The sequence below is a fragment of the Kitasatospora sp. Xyl93 genome (assembly GCF_055383135.1).
The window spans coordinates 3,913,499-3,930,099 of the sequence record NZ_AP029185.1 but is presented as its reverse complement, the minus strand read 5'-3'; the positions used below and the strand labels follow the sequence as shown (position 1 = coordinate 3,930,099).

Genomic DNA, 16,601 nt, shown 5'->3' with positions numbered 1-16,601 from the left:
GGTGGGCCGTGGGTGAGCGCGAGGAGCTCGCCGAGACGCTGGACAAGCACCGCGACCTGCTGCGACGTACTGTCCGGGACCTCACCGACGCGCAGGCGGCCGAGCGCACCACGGTCAGCGAGCTGTGCCTCGGCGGCCTGCTCAAGCACGTGGCGGCGGTCGAGGCGCGCTGGGCGCGGTTCATGACCGGCGGCGCGGAGGCGATGCGGGGCCGGAACGGGGAGCACGGCCCCGACGACGCGGACACCTGGGCGGCCCAGTTCCGGATGGTGGAGGGCGACACGCTGGCCGGGCTGCTCGCCGAGTACGAGCGGGTGGCGCGCGGGACGGACGAGCTGATCCGGACCCTGCCCGACCTCGGCCTCGCCCACGAGCTGCCGCCCGCGCCCTGGTTCCCGCCGGGCACGGCCTGGTCGGCCCGGCGGGTGCTGCTGCACCTGATCGCCGAGACCGCGCAGCACGCGGGGCACGCGGACATCATCCGGGAGTCGCTGGATGGGGCGAAGTCGATGGGCTGAGTGGGCTCCGGTGGTGGTCGGCCGGCCGGCCGGGCAGCTCTCGCCGGTGGTGGTCGGCCGGCCGGTCGGACAGCTCTCCGCCGCCCGGACGACCGTCAAGGCAGCTCCACGCCCAGGAGTTCGCGCAGCGCCCGGCCGCCGTCCGGGGTGACCCGCAGGGCCCGGCCGGAGCCGATCCGCTCCACCCAGGCCCGGTCCAGCGCGGCCCGGCAGAGCGCCGCGCCCAGCGCCCCGCCCAGGTGGGTGCGGCGTTCCGTCCAGTCCAGGCAGCCGCGCACCACCGGGCGTCCGCCCCGGCGGCCCGCGCGCGGCGGCAGCTCGATCGCCTGCGCGGCCAGCCAGTCCCGGCCGCGCTCGGTGACGGCCAGCCCGCCCACCTCGGTGACCAGGCCGTGGGCGAGCAGCGCGTCCGACACGGCCACGCCGAGGCGCCCGGCCAGGTGGTCGTAGCAGGTACGGGCGCGGGCCTCGGCGCTCAGCCGGGTGGCCTCGCCCAGGCTGCGGGGCGCGGCCGCGGGGCGGGGGCCGGACTCGGCGAAGACGGTGAGGTCCTCGATCAGCGTGGCCACCGTGGGCGTGGCCAGCCGGACGTACCGGTGCCGGCCCTGCCGTTCCTCGGCCAGCAGCCCGCCCGCGATCAGCCGGGACAGGTGCTCGCTGGCCGTGGACGGCGCGACGCTCGCGTGCCGGGCCAGTTCGCCGGCGGTCCAGGCACGGCCGTCGAGCAGTGCGGTGCAGAAGGCGGCGCGGGTGGGGTCGGCGAGCAGGGCGGCGAAGGCGGCGAGCGTCATGCCTCCATGGTCGGGGCACGGGGACGTTTCGGGGGACGGGTGGAGGGGCGGACGAGGAGGCGGATGAGGGGCCGCGTGGGGGAGCGGAGCCGGGGACATGCCTCCAGGGTCGCCCCGGCACGGTTCGGCCGGCGCCGAAACGACCCGGGGCCACGATGACGGCATGAGCGAACCCACGGTGGTCTCCGACCCCGCGACCATGACCTTCTCCCGCTACGAGGACGTGACGGCGGCCCTGGCCGACCCGGCGCTGGTCCCGCTGCCCGCCGCGCCCCTCGCGCCCGGCGCCGGCCCCGGCACGGTGGCCTGGCTGCGGTCCGCCGTCGCCCGGTTCAGCTCCGGCGAACCGCACGCCCGGCGCCGGGCGCTGGTGCTGGCCGACCTGGAGCGGCTGGACCCGGCCCGGCTGCGGGTGGCCGCCGCCGGGGGCTTCGAGCCCGACGTGCGGCTGCGGGTGGTCCGGGTGCTCGCGGCGGAGCTCGGCCTGGCCGACCCGGAGGCCGTGGCCCGGGACGTCGCGGCGGTGTCCCGGGCGTACTTCGCCGACACCCCGGCCGGCCCGGCGGGGGGCCCGGCGGCGGACCCTTCGGCGGACGCGGCGGTGGCCCGGCTGCTGCCCGCGATGGGGGACGGGGACGAGGAGTCGGCCGCGAACCGGATCGGCCTGCTCGTCCAGGCCTGCGACGCCACCGCCGCGCTGGTCGAGGCCGCCCGCCGGCACGGTGACGGGCCGGCCGGCGTGCTGCGCTCGGACCCGCCGGTCCGGGCGATGCGGCGGCTCGCCGCCCGGGCGACCGAGGTCGGCGGGGTCGCGGTACCGGCCGGGACGCTGGTCCTGCTGGACATCGCGGCCGCCCAGGCCGGTGCGCCGGAGGGCGTCGCGCTCACCTTCGGCGCCCCGCCCCGGAGCTGCCCGGGCCGCTCGCAGGCCCTGGCGATCGCCGAGGGCATCCAGTACGGCGCCTCCGATCCGGCGGACACCGAAACGCCTCCGGCGCCGGACCTTGGCAAGGCCGAACTCGCCGCCCTGGTACCGGAGATGGTCGACCACGTGCTCGCTCGGGCGGCCGGCTGGACGGCCTGGGACGGCCGCCCGACCGTCAACGGCGACGGCCGGACCTACGCGCCGCACAAGGCACTTCGCCGCATCACCGACCATCTCATCGACCACCTCGCCGAGTTCGAGGCCCGGCTGGCCGGCGAGCCGACCGAGCCGGACCGCTGGCACGCCTCCGGCATCACCACCCCGGCCGACCTCGCCCCGTTCACCATCGCCGACCTGGACGAGGCCCGCAGCCGGCTGACCCGACTGGCCGGGATCTGGTCCCGGCGGGTCGCCGCGCTGCCGGACGAGCGGCTGGACGACTCGCCGGGGACGGGCTGGAGCTTCCGGCAGATCGTCTGCCACGTCTCCGAGGCCGGGTACTACTACGCGGACTCCCTCGGGCACCTGGCCGACCAGGCAGGCGGCGCGACTGAACCGACCGAAAGCGCGACTGAACCGGCCGAAGGCGCGGCGAACACGACCGGCGGCGCGGCGAACACGACCGGCGGCCCGACGGACGTTACGCGCGGCCCGCTCGGCGCGACCGGAGACCTCGCGAACGACCCGGTGGAGACGGTCCGATGACCCCCTTCGCCGCCCTGCACCACCGCCCCGGCCGGCCGCTGCTGCTCCCCAACGCCTGGGACCACGCCTCGGCCGTCGCCCTCGCCGCCCAGGGCCACCCCGCGATCGGCACCACCAGCCTGGGCGTGGCGGCCGTCGCCGGTCTGCCCGACGGTGCCGCCGCGACCCGTGCGGAGACCGTACGGCTGGCGCGCAGGCTCGGCCGCCGCGGCTTCCTGCTCAGCGTCGACGTGGAGTCCGGGTTCAGCGACGACCCGGACGAAGTTGCCGAACTGGCCGTGGAGTTGGCGAGGGCCGGAGCGGTCGGCATCAACCTGGAGGACGGCCGGGCGGACGGCACGCTGACCGCGTCCGCCCGGCACGCCGCGAAGGTCGCGGCGGTGAAGGCGGCCGTACCGGAGCTGTTCGTGAACGCCCGCACCGACGCCTACTGGTGCGGCCGGGACGCCCCCGAAGCGGAGGCGCTCCGGCGCCTGGACGCCTACCAGCAGGCGGGCGCGGACGGTGTGTTCGTCCCCGGCCTGGCCGATCCGGCGGTCATCGGCCGGCTGGTCGGCGCGGTCGCCGTCCCGCTCAACATCCTCTGGACGCCGGGCGGCCCGGGCCTCGCCGAGCTGGCCGCGCTCGGGGTGGCCCGGGTCAGCCTGGGCTCGCTGCTGTACCGCGCGGCGCTGGCGGCGGCGGTGGCCACGGCGGCAGCCGTCGCGGCGGGCGAGCCGGTCGGGCCGGTGCCGGGCTACGCGGAGGTGCAGGCGCTCAGCGGGAGTTGAGCGGGTCCGCCCCGGGGCGACGCCGCCCTGCCGGTCGAGAGCGAACCGGAGCGCCAGTACGGCGTCGCCCCGGACGGCCGCACTCGACGGAGCCGGGTGCGGCCGCTCAGCCCCGGCGCCGGACGGCCAGGGACGCCTCGACCCCGTCCAGGATGACGTTGATCCCGCGGGCGAAGCCCTGGTCCCGGCCCGCGGCGACCTCGTCCGGCACCTCGGTGGTGTACAGCCGGTGCAGTCGCGGGAACTCCTTGGTGGCCTCGATGACGGCGGGCAGGAGCCGGTTCATCCACTCCTGCTCGTCCTGGCCGCTGCGGGCCAGCGCGCGCACCCAGGAGGCCTCCACGCAGGCGGTCCCGATGGTGTAGCCCATCACCGCGCTCATCGCGTCGTTGGCCTCGCCGGTGTCGAAGCCGGCCGTCTCCATCACGGCCAGGAAGGTCTCGGAGAGCCGCATCCAGTTGGGGCCGAGGTAGATCATCCCGACGTCGCCGATCACCGAGACCATCCAGGGGTGGCGCATGACGGCCGCGCGCATGCCCTCGGCCAGCTCCATGACCTTCGCGCGCCAGACCTCGGACGCCTCGCAGCCCTCGGCGTTGGGCTGGGGAAGGCCGCCGAAGATCTGGTCGACGACCAGGGCGAGCAGCTCGTCCTTGTTGGCGACGTGGGTGTACAGCGAGGTCGCGCCGGCGTTCAGGCGGGCGGCGAGCTTGCGCATGCTCAGCGCCTCGATGCCGTCCGAGTCCAGCAGCGCGAAGGCCTCGGAGACGATCTGCTCGCGGCTGAGGGCGGGCTGTTCCCGCCGTCGCTGCGGGCGGTTCCACGGCGTGGGGATGCCGGGGGGCGTTCCGTCCTCTGATTTGGCCGTCATCGGACTCTCCTCACCAGTCGTCCGGACCGGGTCCGGTCCGTGGCGCCGCTCGCCACAGGTTCATGCGAACAGTGTACGGCGGAGCGAACGCTGTGCGGAGATCGAACGGCGTACGGCATTGCGAACAGTGTGCGGTGTCCGTACAGTGTTCGGAGCGGCGCACACCGTTCCCCTGGGGACGGAGGGCGGTGTGCCCGCACCGAATCCGTAGTCCGAAGGGGGAAACGCCGTGGAACGGCATCCGCAGCGCTGGCTCATCCTGGTCGTGCTCTGCCTCAGCAGCCTGGTGCTGGTGATCGACAACATGGTGCTCACGGTGTCCATCCCGCCGATCGCGGAGGACCTCAAGGCCGGGGCGCAGGACATCCAGTGGATCATCGACTCGTACATCCTGGTCTTCGCCGGCCTGCTGCTCACCTCGGGCAGCCTCTCCGACCGCTTCGGCCGGCGGAAGGTGATGATCGTCGGACTGGTGCTGTTCGGTGCCGCCTCACTGGTCGCCGCGTACGCCGGCAGCCCCGGTGAGCTGATCGCCGGGCGCGTCCTGATGGGCGTCGGCGGCGCGCTGGTCATGCCGAGCACGCTCTCCATCCTGATCACCGTCTTCGACGACGAGGAGCGCCCGAAGGCGATCGCCGCCTGGAGCGCGGTGGCCATGATCGGCCTGGTCGGCGGTCCGGTACTGGGCGGCGCGCTGATCGCGCACTTCTGGTGGGGCGCGGTCTTCCTGCTCAACGTGCCGATCGCGGCGGTCGCCATCGTCGCCGCGATGCTGCTGATGCCGGAGTCCAAGGGACCGTGGCGCCGCCCCGACCTGCCGGGCATGGTGCTGTCGATGGTCGGCATGACGGCGCTGGTCTGGTCGATCATCGTGCTGCCCCGGGACGGCTTCACCAGCGCGAGCACCCTCGGCGCGCTCCTGCTCGCGGTGGCCTCGCTGGCCGGCTTCGCCGTCCGGCAGGTCCGCACCGACTCGCCGATGGTCCCGATCAAGCTCTTCCGCAACCGGGTCTTCACCGGCGCCAGCTTCTCGCTCGTCCTGCTGACCTTCGCCACCGGCGGGCTGATGCTGGTCCTCACCCAGTACCTCCAGTTCGTGCTGGAGTTCTCGCCCACCGACACCGGCCTCGCCTTCATCCCGCTGGCCGTCGCCTCGCTGGTGTTCAACGCGCTCGGCGCGGTGCTCGGCAAGAAGGTCCCGGCGCGGGCGCTCACCTCGATCGGCATGCTGATCATCGCGGGCGGCTTCGGCCTGCTGGCCACCCTCTCGGTGGGCGACGGCTTCACCAAGGTCGCCACGGCCATGCTGGTGCTCGGCGTCGGCTCCGGCCTCGGCATGCCGGCCGCCGCCAACGCCCTGATGGGCGCCATCCCCAGCGAGCACGCCGGCGTCGGCTCCGCGCTCAACGACACCATCCAGCAGTCCGGCGCGGCGCTCGGCGTGGCCATCCTCGGCACCGTGCTCTCCAGCACCTACACCGGCGCGATGCCCGACGCCGCCCCCGACGCCGCCCGCCACGACATCACCGGTGCGCTCGCGGTGGCCGGCTCCACCGGGGACGGCGGACTGGTCGCCGCCGCCCGGGAGGCGTTCAACACCGCCACCTCCACCACCTTCACGGTGGGCGGCATCGCGGTCGTCGCGGCCGCGGCGCTCACCCTGGTGCTGATGCGCGACGGACGGAAGACCGCCGCCGCGGAGGCCGGGGTGCCGGCGGAGCCCACGGCCGAGCCGGTCGGCTGAGCCCGGCGCTTACGGCTTACGGCTGCGGCGCTCGTGCCCCGACTGTCCCGCCCCGGCTGCCTCGTGCGGCCGGGGCCGTCGGCGTCCCCGCTCCCGCCCCGCCCTGCCCCGCGCACCGCCTCCGGGCGCTACCCCGCCGCCCAGCGGCGCAGCGTGGCCGTCGCCACCGCGGCGTCGGCGGCGGGCAGTTGGGCGATGCGTGCCGCGTGGGTGCCGCCCGGCACCTGGTACAGGTAGGAGTCCCGGGTGCCCTGTCCCAACCGGAACGGCTCGGCCACCGACGGGTCGGCGGCGCCGTTGACGAACATCAGCCGGTCACCGCGGGTGCGGACCCAGCGGTCCACGTCGCGCATCGCCTGCGGCCGATAGCGCAGCGGGACGTCGCGGGGGACGAAGGTGCGCGGCTCGGTGGCGCCGGGGTGTCGGAGCAGGTCGGCCAGGTGGGCCGTCTCGACCGGGAAGTACCCCAGCTGGGTGCCCAGCTGGTAGAAGTACGGGACGAACTGGTTCGCCACCGAGTCGGCGTAGACCGGGAGTTGGGCGACGTCGGAGAGCCAGGCGTACAGCGCGTCGTCGGTGGCGTCCGGGGCCGGTACGGCCGGGCAGGCGGCCTGGCCGCGGCCCTGCCAGAACATGAACGGGGCCCGCAGCACGGCGATCTCGAAGGCCTTGTCGGCGCTGCCGACCAGCTGGAAGCCGTCGCCCCGGGAGTCCGCCCAGGCCTGGTACCCGGCGACCAGGGCGGTGCGGCGTTCCAGCAGGGCCCGCTGCGCGGCCTGGAGGGCGTCACGGCACTCGGGGGTGCCGACGGTGCGCAGGAAGTCGAGGTAGGCGGAGTCCTCGTGGTCGTCGACGTTGTTCGGCGCGGAGTAGGCGACCGAGCCGGCCACGTCCTGCGGGTAGAAGCGGCGGTGGTAGACGGTGGTCATGCCGCCCTTGCTGCCGCCGGTGGAGATCCAGGCCGCCCGGTAGACCCGGCGCAGGGCCTCCACCACGTGATGGTGGTCGGCCGCGGCCTGCCGGATGTCGAGGTCGGTCCAGTCCGCGGGCTCGGGCCGGGAGGCGCCGAAGAACCGCTGCTCGGTGCTCACCTGGTTGGCGTCCAGCAACTCGGTGGGCTCCGAGCGGAACTGCGTGCCGGGGACGGTGTATCCGCTGGTGAACAGCACGGTGGGCCGGTCGGTGCCCCGGTGCAGGAGCGTGAGGCGCTGCTCGAAGCCGCCCTTCTCCGGGTGGTCGTGGTCGGCGGGCTGGTGCAGGGCCAGGACGAAGAACCGGAATCCGGGCGCGGCCGGCTTCTCCTCCACGACGCGCAGGCCCGGCACCGCCTCGATGGCCGCCCGGATGTCGGCCGGCCCCGTCCCCTCCGCGGCCCCGGCGGGCACCGCGGCCGTGCAGGCCAGCAGGACCGCCACCCCGGCCTGAGCCAGCACCCGTCCGATTCGCCTGCGCAGCATGTTCGCCTCCCCGGTCGTCGATGCCTCGAGTCAACCGGAACGGCGGACGCCGCGGATCCCGCCGGGGCGGGGCCGTGCCTCCCTCCCGGGAGGGAGGCACGACGGCCTGCCTCGGCCGCTGCTGGACGACCCCGCCCGGCCCGCGTGCGGAGCTGTGGGGCGTCAGCCGGTGGACGGGGCGGCGAGGTCGGGCGCCGTCCAGTTGCTCAGGAGCTGCAGTGCCCGGGCGGTGTCGGAGCCGGGTTCCACGTTGTAGACGCACAGGGTCTGCTCGGTGTCGCCGGGGACCTGGAACGACTCGTAGGAGAAGTGGAGTTCGCCCGCGACCTGGTGGACGTAGTGCTTGGCGCCGTGGGTGCGGCGCAGCACCTTGTGGTCGTTCCACCAGGTCGAGAACTCCGGGCAGCCCAGGGTGAGTTCGCCGACCAGGTCGGCGAGCCGGCGGTCGCCCGGGTAGCGGCCGGCCTCCAGCCGCAGGATGGCCACCGTCTCCGCGGCGATCCGTTCCCAGTCGCCGACGCGTTCGCGGGCCTGCGGGTCCAGGAGGTAGTAGCGGGCGAGGTTGCGCCGGGTGGCCGGCAGGGCTTCGAAGTCGGTGAGGACGGCCCTGGCGAGGTGGTTGGCGGCCAGCACGTCGGTGCGGCGACCGAGGATGAACGCCGGTACGCGGCTCAGCGTCTCCAGCATCAGGTACAGGCCGGGCCGGACCCGCTGGGGCCGGTTCGGGGTGCGGCGTGCCGCCTGCGGGTCGGGCAGCAGCAGGTCGGCGAGGTGCTCGCGTTCGGACGCGTCGAGTTGCAGGGCCTGGGCCAGGGCCGCGACGACCTCGGCGGAGGGGTTGCGGGCGCGCCCTTGTTCCAGCCGGGTGTAGTACTCGGTGCTGACCCCCGCCAGACGTGCGACTTCGTCCCGGCGCAGGCCCGGGACGCGGCGGACCCGCCCGTCGGCGGGAAGCCCGGCGAGGTCCGGCCTGATCGCGGCGCGACGGCTCCGGAGGAAGTCGGCGATCTCCTTGCTGCGGTCCATGGTCCCAGTGTGGATCGTCGGTGTCGCTCCGGGGAGCCCCAGGGTGGCCCTGCCAGTACCTGCCTGGCCAGGGCCTGTTGTGGCGCCCCGGCGGGGGCGGCGGGCTGGTGTGCTTGAGCTGTGCCCGGGAGCAGCCCGACGGCACCGACCCTCACCCCGTCTGCTTCGTCCGGAAGGTACCCGCACCATGTCCACGCTGAACAACACCAAGGCACTTCAGGGCCGCGTCGCCGTCGTCACCGGAGCCTCCAGCGGCATCGGCGAGGCGTCCGCCGAGAGGCTGGCCGAACTCGGGGCCCGCGTCGTCGTGCTGGCCCGCCGGGCCGAGCGGCTCGGGGAACTGGTCGCCCGGATCGAGAAGAACGGCGGCAGCGCCGTGGCCATCGCCGCCGACGTGACCGACAAGGCGGCCGTCCAGGCGGCGGCCGACCGGGTCGAGGCCGAACTGGGCGGCGCCGACCTGCTGTTCAACAACGCCGGCGTGATGCTGCCCGCCCCCGTCGAGGAGCTGGCGACCGACCAGTGGCAGCACCAGATCGACCTGAACATCGCCGGTCTGATGAACGTCACCGGCGCGTTCGTCCCGCAGCTGGTGCGAACCGCCGGGGAGCGCGGCGTGGCCGACCTGATCAACACCTCGTCGATCGCGGCGCAGAACATCTTCCCCAACTTCGCCGTCTACTCCGCCACGAAGGCGTACGTCACCCACTTCTCCCGCCACCTGCGCGCGGAGCTGGGCCCGAAGAACGTGCGGGTGGCCGCGATCGAGCCGGGCATCGTCGGCACCGAGCTGCAGAGCCACGTCACCGACCAGGGTGCGCGGGACTGGCTGGCCGGTTCGAAGGCGACCATGGAGTGGCTCACCGCGCAGGACGTCGCCGAGACCATCGGCTTCCTGGCCTCGCTGCCGCCGCGGGTGAACCTCCAGCAGGTCACCGTCATGCCCACCGGCCAGCTCAGCTGACCCGCACCAGGCGCGGGCCTGCCGGCCTACCGGCAGGCCCGCGTCCGCGGCGGTCGCCCCGGGGCCCGCTGCGATCGAATCCGGTATCGACCGAAATTGGAGGAGCGATCATGCGTACCCGCACCCTGGGTCCGGGCGGGCCGGAGGTGGGCGGCCTGGGACTCGGCTGCATGGGAATGAGCGAGTTCTACGGCCCCGGCGACGAGGGCGAGGCCGTCGCCACGATCAGGCGGGCCCTGGAACTGGGCGTCACCATGTTCGACACCGCGGACATGTACGCCTGCGGAGGCAACGAGAAGCTGCTCGCCGCGGCACTCTCCGGCCGCCGGGAGCAGGCCTTCATCGCCACCAAGTTCGGCTTCGTCCGGGACGAGGACGGCGCCGTGCGGGGCGTCGACGGAAGTCCGGCCCACGTCCGTCGGGCCGCGGACGCCTCGTTGCGGCGACTCGGCGTCGAACACATCGACCTGTACTACCTGCACCGTGTCGACCCGGACGTACCGATCGAGGACACCGTCGGCGCCATGGCCGAGCTGGTGGCCGCCGGCAAGGTGCGCCATCTCGGTCTCAGTGAGGTGGCGGCCGACACGATCCGCCGCGCGCACGCCGTGCACCCGATCACCGCGGTGCAGACCGAGTACAGCGTGTGGGAGCGCGGCGTGGAGGACACCGTCCTGCCGGTGCTGCGCGAGCTGGGCATCGCGCTGGTCCCCTACAGCCCCCTCGGCCGTGGAGTCCTCACCGGTCGGCTGAGCGACCCCGCCCAGCTCGCCCCCGACGACTTCCGCCGCAGCGGACACGTGCCCCGACTCACCGGCGACGCCTTCACCGCGAACCTGCGCCTGGTCGACGAACTCAGGCGGCTGGCCGCCACGACCGGCAGCACTCCGGCCCAGCTCGCCCTGGCCTGGCTGCTGGCCCAGGGCGACGACGTCGTGCCCGTCCCCGGCACCCGGCACCGCCGCCGGCTGGAGGAGAACGCCGCCGCGGACGACCTGCGCCTGAGCAGCGCCGACCTGGAGCAGCTGAACGCGGTCGCCCGACGGGTGACCGGTGCCCGCTACGACACCGCGGAGATGCGACTCATCGACTCCTGACCAGCCGCCGCCACCTGCCGACGCCCAGTCCGCCGACGCGCGCACCCACGGAACGACGAAGGGTGCGACCGCCGTGCGGTCGGGCCCTTCGCCCGCCCTGGTGGACAGAGGCGGAGGAGACGGGATCCGAACTCGTGAGGGGGTGCCTCCGACACGCCCTCCGCCTGTTCGTCCGGCTGTCCGGAGAGGCCCGTGTCCGCCCTGGCCTGCGGCGGAGCGATCCGTCGGCCGATCTCGGAACGGGGCTGGACGGGAGTGACCGCAGCCGGACCCGCGACCGGGGTCGGCCGTGCTCCGCGGCGGCCCGAGATCGTGACCGGGGGGCGCAACGCGCTGCCGTCGGGCGTAATGGAAGTACCGGTCCGGCGAACCGCACCGGGCTGTTCGGGGTTGATCGCGGCCGCGTCGACGGGCGCGAGGCAGGGAGGACGCGGCGGTGAGCAGCGGTGGCGAGTGCCGACCTGGCCGGGCGGAGGGATTCGGCGAGCACCTGCTGGGCGCGCTGCTCGATCAGGCCCATGAGCTGCCGCCGTGGCTCATCGGTCCGTTGGTCGCCGAAGCGGTGACGAGGGCCGGCGGCCGTGCCCCGGCCGTCCTGCTGCAGGACTACGGCCAGCTGGCGCTGGTGCCGTTGCCCGGCCGGGGACTGGCTGGCGGTGAGCCGGTGCCGATCGACGGCTCGCCTGCGGGCGCGGCCTTCCTGCGTGGTGTACCCGTCGAGGAACCGCTGGCCGACGGGGTGCGGGTGTACCTGCCGCTGCTGGACGGTGGCGACGAGGTGGGGGTGCTGGCCCTCACGCTGGACGGCGTCGATGACGACGACCGGCGGCTCCTTCGCCGGTTCGCCTGCTTGGTCGCGGACCTGCTGGTGACCAAGGCCGGCTACACCGACCGGATCTTCCAGGCCAGGCGCCTCCAGCCGATGAGCGTCGCCGCGGAGATCCAGTGGTCGCTGCTGCCACCGCTGTCGATGACCGTCCCCCGGGTCGCGGTGGCGGGCATCCTCGAACCCGCCTACCAGGTGGCCGGGGACAGCTTCGACTACGCGCTCAACGACGAGGTGCTGTACGTGGCCACGATCGACGCGATGGGCCACGGGCTGGACGCCGCGACCATGGCGACCGTGGCCATCGGCGCGTACCGGCACGCCCGGCGCGCCGACATCGGGCTGGCCGAGATCTACGCGTTCATGGACCGGGCCGTCGCGGAGCAGTTCGGGCCGGACCACTTCGTCACCGCGCAGATGATGCGCCTGGACACTGTTACCGGCCACCTGCAGTGGGTCAACGCCGGTCATCCCCAGCCGTTGCTGATCCGCGACCACGTCGTCGTCGAGCGGCTGGAGAGCGCCACCACCCTGCCGGTCGGGTTCGGCGGCGAGCAGCCGGTGATCAGCGAACGGGTGCTGCGGCACGGTGACCGGGTCCTGTGCTTCACCGACGGCCTGGTCGAGGAGCGCGAGCCCGGCGGGGAGCAGTTCGGGGAGGAGCAGCTCATCGACTGGGTCAACCGCGTCGAGCGTTCGCAGGGCGCGGTGCGGGCCGTGGTGCGCGCGCTCTCCCACGTCCTGAAGGAGAAGCGGGGCGGTCGCACGAGCGACGACGCCACCCTGTTCCTGATCGAGTGGCGCTGAGAGGGCCGGTACCCCGCGCGGGCTCTCGTGACCGGCCGGGTCGGCGAAGCGCGGGCGGAGTACCGTGGGGATATCGGGGCGGCCCGACGGCCGTTCCCCGATGGTCGGCCCTCGCCCCGTGGGGTCGGTCCGCGTCCACGGAACAGGTGGCGAGTCATGTCGGACGAACCCGGCGCCGCGCTCCCGGGACTCCTGCCGGGCCGGTTCCGGCAGGCCGCGAAGCCGGGGACGGTGCTGCTGCGCCTGGAGACCACACAGTCGCGCGAGGGTGCGCTCGACGGTGCGTGGTGGCCGCGTTCACGCGACGTCGGCGCCGAACTCCCCGGTCTGGTCAGGGCGTTGGCCGAACACCTCGGCCCCGTGGCGAGCGTCGGCCTGGATACGGATGCCTGGGACGACGTGCCGGCCCGGCTGGTCGTCGACGGCCGGTCGGTGCACATCGACCGGTATCCGGTCGGTGACGACACGGTGATCGTCACGCGGGGTGACCGCGATCACTTCAGCCTGCTCGTCGTACCCCCGCAGGCGAGCCGGGAGGCGGCCCTGGCCGCGATGGCACGCGCGGTCGAGGCCGGCGGAACCGACTCGGCAGGGCAGATCCTCGTCGCCACCGGCATCGGTCCCGAGCCGTCGGCCGAAGCGTCCTGAGGGACGGCCCCGCAAGCCGGGTTCCTCGGGCAGACAGGAAAGGCGGGACGGAGAGATGTCCGTCTACGTGAAACTCTCGGCCGAGGCCCGGGCGCCGGCGGAGCCGTCGAAGGGGCCGTTGGACATGCAGTACGAGGACGGTGCGGACGGCGTCACCTTCGAGTACGACCTGCACCCGAGCGGTGCGCTGCGCGTCCTGCGCGTCTTCGAGGACACGCCGTACCGGATCGAGGTCTGCTTCGGCCCGGGGGCGTGGCTCCAGGTCGTGGGCAGCTACCTGCGACGCGGCGCCGAGTACTGACGGTGCCGAGCACCGAAGGTACTGACGGCGAGCCGCCGGGAGCGAGTCGGCGAACGATCGGGAGCGGCGTCACCGGTGGTCGGCGGCACCGGTGGCCGGTCGGGGGCCAGTGCCGGAGCGCCCGGGCGGGGACGACGGCCCGCCCCACCGGGCGGAGCCCCAGGCCGAGACCAAGGGGTCGCGTACCGGCCAGACGATCCCCCGCCGGTCGGGCATCTTCGCGGACGGCTCGTCGGCGAGCAGTTCGCTCGCGGTCCTGGTGTTCCCGGGATCGGCGGCCTCGGCCATCAGCCAGGCTGCAGCGACGGCTCCCGTCCGCGGCGGGACGACCAGCAGGGTCAGCCGACGGGCAGGGTGCGAGCGGACCGAGATCGTGTGCTGGTCCTGCACGGCGGTGAACCAGCTCGCGTGGACGGTGTGGCTCGCATGGACGGTGTGGCCCGCGACCGGGATCCGTCGGGGGACGGTCAACCACTGGGCGGGGTTCACGGCGATTCCGGCGATCCGACCCCATCGCTCGTCCAGTTCGGCGGCCAGGGCAGGGAGTTCGGAAGGAAGGTCATGCGATCGGGGCCACCAGGCCCCGTCCAGCCGTCCGGCTCGCGGGCCGTCCGGTGCCAGGGAGAGCCGCAGGGCGGGTTCGGGGGTGGCAAGCGTCGCGCCGTCGATCACAGTCATGATCAAGGACCCGTCTCCGAGCCTGGCCGGTGCCAAGTCCGGGATTGCCGTTCGCCGGAGACGACGCCAGTGTCCGGTGCCGGCATGCGGGGTGCCTTCGGTGATGTCCAGGCTACTCCCGGTCCGGCCCGGACCCGGCACGGTACTCAGCGGTTCACAGACCGGCCACCGCGCCGGAACCGGACGGCGGAGAGTATCAGCGCGACGATCAGTACGGCGATGCCGATGAACAGCAGGTACTTCAGGCCCTCGGCGACGACACCGACCAGTCCGAGCACGATCGCCACGATGACGAGGAACAGTACCAGGGCCATCGTCGGCCTCCTTCATGGTCCGGAGGGCTCCTAGCGGCGGGCCAGGCGGCGCTCCCCGCCCGTGCCCGGTGCGTAGTCCAGCCCGTAGTGGGCGAAGACGGCTGCCTCGTCCTCGGCGGGGAGTTCGCCGTCGGTGTCGATGGCCGGGGCGTGTTTCACCTGGCTCCTGGGCCGGGGGACCTTCAGGTAACCGGGACCTACCGTCGCGTCGGACAGCGGGACGAACACCAGGCGGCGGCGGGTGGGCAGGCCGACCATGACCGTCGCGAAGAACGGCTGATCGGTCGCGGTGTCCACGTAGACGGACTCCAGCGTGCCGATCTTGTGTCCGTCGGCGTCGACCACGTCATGGCCGCGCCACTCCCGGATGTCGCCTGCCTCGAACATCGGCCACCTCCTCCGCTCCTGGTTCCATTGTGGTACCGGGGCTGCCGGTCGACATCCCCGGTCGCCCTCCGCCCGCTCGCCTCGTACGGTCGTGTCAGGGCAGGAGGGTTGTCACAGGAGGGCACGATGCAGCGCTACCGGTGGATTCTGGAGACCCAGGACGACGACGGCCGCTGGTCCCGGCAGGACGACACGACGATGTCGAATCCGCTGGAGTACGACGGTCCGCCGCAGCGGGCGGCCAACCATCTCCGGGACGTGTTCGTTCGCACCCTCTCCCGACCCGCGCCGGGCCCTCGGGCAGTCAGGGTCCGGCTCTGGGAAGGGACTGGTACCGACGGTGAACCCCAGGCCGAGACCGAGTGGTCACGCGAGTGAGACAGCCCGACCCCGGCCCGGGCAGCTCCCGCCGGCCGCCTACGCGGATGCCGGCCAGGAGGCGGCCCGGCTCCGGGCGAGATCGGCTCGCCGGTCGGCCTCGCCAAGCCCGGTGGAGGGTGTGACGGCCGACGGCAGGAAATCGGAACCGAGTTCCGGCCCGGTCGCACCGGTGCTCGGCTCGGCGCTGAGTAGTTCGCTCGCGGTCCTGGTGTTCGCGGGATCGGCGGCCTCGGCCATCAGCCGGGCGGCCTCGACGGCGTCCGTCTGGGGCGGCACGACCAGCAGGCTCAGCCGGCGGGGGGCATAGGAACAGACCATGATCGTGTGCTGGTCCTGTTCGATGGTGAACCAGCCCGCGTGGACGGTGTGACCCGTGACCGGGATCCGCCGGGGGATGACAGGCCACTGCGCGGGGTTCACGGTGATCCGGGTGATCCGGCCCCACCGCTCGTCGATCTCGGCGGCCAGGGCGGGGAGTTCGAGAAGAAGATCGCGCGAGCGCGGCCACCAGGCTCCGTCCAGACGGCCGGGCCGCACGCCACCGGGCGTGAGGGAGAGCCGTGCCGTGGAATCCGTGGCGGCGGGCGTCGTCGCACGATCGAGGGTCGTGGTCATGATCAGAGACCTGTCCCCGGGCCCGGCCGAGAGACCGGGTCCGGCATTGCCGTTCGCCGGAGACGACGCCAGTATCCGGTGCCGGCATGCGAAGTGCCTTCGGTGATGTCCAGGCTACTCCGGTCCGGTCCGGTCCGGTCCGGTCCGGTCTGGACGCGGCGTCGGCTGCCGCCTTCTCGAAGCGGCAGCCGAGACCGGGACCGTGCCCGGGCCGCTCAGCCGAGCAGGAGTTCTGCCGCCGGGGTGTGGTTGCCGGTCGCCGAGGCGCCGGCCATCGCCGAGGCGGCCGTTGCCGACTTGGTGCCGGGCGGTACCACCAGCAGCAGGAAGTGGTCCTGGAACCCCCGGGTGACGCTGATCGTCGCGTCGCTGCCGGTGCACCAGTTGATTCTGACCGTCAGGCCGTTCGCCGCCACGGACCGGGGCACGCCGTCCCAGGCCGAGGTGTCGAGGCCGACCCGGACGATGCGCCCGACGTGGGCACCGAGCGCGGTGATCAGGTCCGGCAGTTCGGCGAGGACGTGGTTCGAGCGGGGCCACCAGGCGCCGTCGAAGACGCCCTCCCGTGACATCGTCGGTTCCAGCACCAGGCGAGGCAGCAGCGGGGCGCCGGGTGCCGTCCACGGCCCAGGAGAGGAAGAGGTGGGGAAAGGAATCGGCATCATGCGAAGCCGCCCGTCCGGTCCGCGAGGGACCCGTCATGACCCAGGGCGACGTCGACGCTGATGCCGGTGTGCGATATGTCCTCGGTTGTCTCCCAAGCTACTCCGCAGCGG

At 73.8% G+C, this 16,601-nt stretch carries 19 protein-coding genes; 10 read left to right on the top strand and 9 right to left on the bottom strand.

What is annotated here, in order from left to right; genetic code table 11:
* Positions 1–8 precede the first annotated feature (8 nt).
* Positions 9–518, top strand: a complete 510-nt coding sequence (locus ACZ5GH_RS17535; protein ID WP_387752359.1) for a DinB family protein — start codon at positions 9–11, stop codon at positions 516–518.
* Between the two features lie 95 nt (positions 519–613).
* Here the strand turns inward: ACZ5GH_RS17535 and ACZ5GH_RS17530 are convergent, their stop codons facing one another.
* Positions 614–1,309 (bottom strand): ArsR/SmtB family transcription factor, encoded by a 696-nt coding sequence (locus ACZ5GH_RS17530; RefSeq protein ID WP_387752362.1) that lies wholly within the window; start codon positions 1,307–1,309, stop codon positions 614–616.
* A 163-nt stretch (positions 1,310–1,472) separates the two neighbouring features.
* Between ACZ5GH_RS17530 and ACZ5GH_RS17525 the strand changes: the two genes are divergently transcribed.
* Together ACZ5GH_RS17525 and ACZ5GH_RS17520 are read left to right on the top strand one after the other, a co-directional pair.
* Entirely contained in the window at positions 1,473–2,939 is a 1,467-nt protein-coding gene (locus ACZ5GH_RS17525) for a cytochrome P450 family protein (protein WP_464334704.1), read from the top strand.
* Positions 2,936–3,709, top strand: a complete 774-nt coding sequence (locus ACZ5GH_RS17520; RefSeq protein ID WP_464334703.1) for an isocitrate lyase/PEP mutase family protein — start codon at positions 2,936–2,938, stop codon at positions 3,707–3,709. The genes ACZ5GH_RS17525 and ACZ5GH_RS17520 overlap by 4 nt, the downstream gene beginning before the upstream one ends.
* A gap of 106 nt (positions 3,710–3,815) precedes the next feature.
* Here ACZ5GH_RS17520 and ACZ5GH_RS17515 read toward each other — a convergent pair whose 3' ends face one another.
* Positions 3,816–4,580, bottom strand: a complete 765-nt coding sequence (locus tag ACZ5GH_RS17515) for a TetR/AcrR family transcriptional regulator C-terminal domain-containing protein (protein WP_387752368.1) — start codon at positions 4,578–4,580, stop codon at positions 3,816–3,818.
* A gap of 229 nt (positions 4,581–4,809) precedes the next feature.
* Between ACZ5GH_RS17515 and ACZ5GH_RS17510 the strand changes: the two genes are divergently transcribed.
* Positions 4,810–6,324: an MFS transporter gene (locus ACZ5GH_RS17510; protein ID WP_387752371.1), complete on the top strand. Its 1,515-nt coding sequence runs from the start codon at positions 4,810–4,812 to the stop codon at positions 6,322–6,324.
* 128 nt (positions 6,325–6,452) lie between these two features.
* Here ACZ5GH_RS17510 and ACZ5GH_RS17505 read toward each other — a convergent pair whose 3' ends face one another.
* Positions 6,453–7,781: a S28 family serine protease gene (locus ACZ5GH_RS17505; protein WP_464334702.1), complete on the bottom strand. Its 1,329-nt coding sequence runs from the start codon at positions 7,779–7,781 to the stop codon at positions 6,453–6,455.
* 162 nt (positions 7,782–7,943) lie between these two features.
* Positions 7,944–8,807, bottom strand: a complete 864-nt coding sequence (locus ACZ5GH_RS17500) for a helix-turn-helix domain-containing protein (RefSeq protein ID WP_464334701.1) — start codon at positions 8,805–8,807, stop codon at positions 7,944–7,946.
* Between the two features lie 187 nt (positions 8,808–8,994).
* Between ACZ5GH_RS17500 and ACZ5GH_RS17495 the strand changes: the two genes are divergently transcribed.
* From ACZ5GH_RS17495 to ACZ5GH_RS17475, 5 genes are all read left to right on the top strand, one after another.
* Positions 8,995–9,771 (top strand): SDR family oxidoreductase, encoded by a 777-nt coding sequence (locus tag ACZ5GH_RS17495; RefSeq protein ID WP_464334700.1) that lies wholly within the window; start codon positions 8,995–8,997, stop codon positions 9,769–9,771.
* A gap of 110 nt (positions 9,772–9,881) precedes the next feature.
* Positions 9,882–10,868 (top strand): aldo/keto reductase, encoded by a 987-nt coding sequence (locus ACZ5GH_RS17490; RefSeq protein WP_387752382.1) that lies wholly within the window; start codon positions 9,882–9,884, stop codon positions 10,866–10,868.
* Positions 10,869–11,304: 436 nt separating this feature from the next.
* Entirely contained in the window at positions 11,305–12,501 is a 1,197-nt protein-coding gene (locus tag ACZ5GH_RS17485; protein WP_464334699.1) for a PP2C family protein-serine/threonine phosphatase, read from the top strand.
* 156 nt (positions 12,502–12,657) lie between these two features.
* Positions 12,658–13,149, top strand: coding sequence for a DUF5994 family protein (locus ACZ5GH_RS17480; protein ID WP_464334698.1), 492 nt, complete (start codon positions 12,658–12,660; stop codon positions 13,147–13,149).
* A gap of 55 nt (positions 13,150–13,204) precedes the next feature.
* Complete coding sequence (locus tag ACZ5GH_RS17475; RefSeq protein WP_387752390.1) at positions 13,205–13,450, top strand: hypothetical protein; 246 nt, start codon at positions 13,205–13,207, stop codon at positions 13,448–13,450.
* Between the two features lie 69 nt (positions 13,451–13,519).
* On the opposite strand, the gene ACZ5GH_RS17470 is transcribed toward ACZ5GH_RS17475, so the two are convergent.
* From ACZ5GH_RS17470 to ACZ5GH_RS17460, 3 genes are all read right to left on the bottom strand, one after another.
* Positions 13,520–14,128 (bottom strand): DUF5994 family protein, encoded by a 609-nt coding sequence (locus ACZ5GH_RS17470; RefSeq protein ID WP_387752393.1) that lies wholly within the window; start codon positions 14,126–14,128, stop codon positions 13,520–13,522.
* A gap of 146 nt (positions 14,129–14,274) precedes the next feature.
* Positions 14,275–14,442 carry a hypothetical protein gene (locus ACZ5GH_RS17465; protein ID WP_167352938.1) on the bottom strand — a complete coding sequence of 56 codons (168 nt, stop codon included), beginning with the start codon at positions 14,440–14,442 and terminating at the stop codon, positions 14,275–14,277.
* A 30-nt stretch (positions 14,443–14,472) separates the two neighbouring features.
* Positions 14,473–14,829 carry a PRC-barrel domain-containing protein gene (locus ACZ5GH_RS17460; RefSeq protein ID WP_387752395.1) on the bottom strand — a complete coding sequence of 119 codons (357 nt, stop codon included), beginning with the start codon at positions 14,827–14,829 and terminating at the stop codon, positions 14,473–14,475.
* A 126-nt stretch (positions 14,830–14,955) separates the two neighbouring features.
* Between ACZ5GH_RS17460 and ACZ5GH_RS17455 the strand changes: the two genes are divergently transcribed.
* Positions 14,956–15,207 carry a hypothetical protein gene (locus tag ACZ5GH_RS17455; protein ID WP_387752398.1) on the top strand — a complete coding sequence of 84 codons (252 nt, stop codon included), beginning with the start codon at positions 14,956–14,958 and terminating at the stop codon, positions 15,205–15,207.
* Positions 15,208–15,246: 39 nt separating this feature from the next.
* Here the strand turns inward: ACZ5GH_RS17455 and ACZ5GH_RS17450 are convergent, their stop codons facing one another.
* Positions 15,247–15,825 carry a DUF5994 family protein gene (locus ACZ5GH_RS17450; protein WP_464334697.1) on the bottom strand — a complete coding sequence of 193 codons (579 nt, stop codon included), beginning with the start codon at positions 15,823–15,825 and terminating at the stop codon, positions 15,247–15,249.
* Between the two features lie 215 nt (positions 15,826–16,040).
* Positions 16,041–16,487, bottom strand: coding sequence for a DUF5994 family protein (locus ACZ5GH_RS17445; protein ID WP_464336841.1), 447 nt, complete (start codon positions 16,485–16,487; stop codon positions 16,041–16,043).
* Between the last annotated feature and the right edge of the window lie 114 nt (positions 16,488–16,601).

Bases quoted from the DNA above. Each gene is read 5' to 3' on its own strand.
- ACZ5GH_RS17530 (WP_387752362.1), bottom strand. From the start codon at position 1,309: ATGACGCTCGCCGCCTTCGCCGCCCTGCTCGCCGACCCCACCCGCGCC.
- ACZ5GH_RS17525 (WP_464334704.1), top strand. From the start codon at position 1,473: ATGAGCGAACCCACGGTGGTCTCCGACCCCGCGACCATGACCTTCTCC.
- ACZ5GH_RS17520 (WP_464334703.1), top strand. From the start codon at position 2,936: ATGACCCCCTTCGCCGCCCTGCACCACCGCCCCGGCCGGCCGCTGCTG.
- ACZ5GH_RS17515 (WP_387752368.1), bottom strand. From the start codon at position 4,580: ATGACGGCCAAATCAGAGGACGGAACGCCCCCCGGCATCCCCACGCCG.
- ACZ5GH_RS17505 (WP_464334702.1), bottom strand. From the start codon at position 7,781: ATGCTGCGCAGGCGAATCGGACGGGTGCTGGCTCAGGCCGGGGTGGCG.
- ACZ5GH_RS17500 (WP_464334701.1), bottom strand. From the start codon at position 8,807: ATGGACCGCAGCAAGGAGATCGCCGACTTCCTCCGGAGCCGTCGCGCC.
- ACZ5GH_RS17495 (WP_464334700.1), top strand. From the start codon at position 8,995: ATGTCCACGCTGAACAACACCAAGGCACTTCAGGGCCGCGTCGCCGTC.
- ACZ5GH_RS17490 (WP_387752382.1), top strand. From the start codon at position 9,882: ATGCGTACCCGCACCCTGGGTCCGGGCGGGCCGGAGGTGGGCGGCCTG.
- ACZ5GH_RS17480 (WP_464334698.1), top strand. From the start codon at position 12,658: ATGTCGGACGAACCCGGCGCCGCGCTCCCGGGACTCCTGCCGGGCCGG.
- ACZ5GH_RS17475 (WP_387752390.1), top strand. From the start codon at position 13,205: ATGTCCGTCTACGTGAAACTCTCGGCCGAGGCCCGGGCGCCGGCGGAG.
- ACZ5GH_RS17470 (WP_387752393.1), bottom strand. From the start codon at position 14,128: ATGACTGTGATCGACGGCGCGACGCTTGCCACCCCCGAACCCGCCCTG.
- ACZ5GH_RS17465 (WP_167352938.1), bottom strand. From the start codon at position 14,442: ATGGCCCTGGTACTGTTCCTCGTCATCGTGGCGATCGTGCTCGGACTG.
- ACZ5GH_RS17460 (WP_387752395.1), bottom strand. From the start codon at position 14,829: ATGTTCGAGGCAGGCGACATCCGGGAGTGGCGCGGCCATGACGTGGTC.
- ACZ5GH_RS17455 (WP_387752398.1), top strand. From the start codon at position 14,956: ATGCAGCGCTACCGGTGGATTCTGGAGACCCAGGACGACGACGGCCGC.
- ACZ5GH_RS17450 (WP_464334697.1), bottom strand. From the start codon at position 15,825: ATGACCACGACCCTCGATCGTGCGACGACGCCCGCCGCCACGGATTCC.
- ACZ5GH_RS17445 (WP_464336841.1), bottom strand. From the start codon at position 16,487: ATGCCGATTCCTTTCCCCACCTCTTCCTCTCCTGGGCCGTGGACGGCA.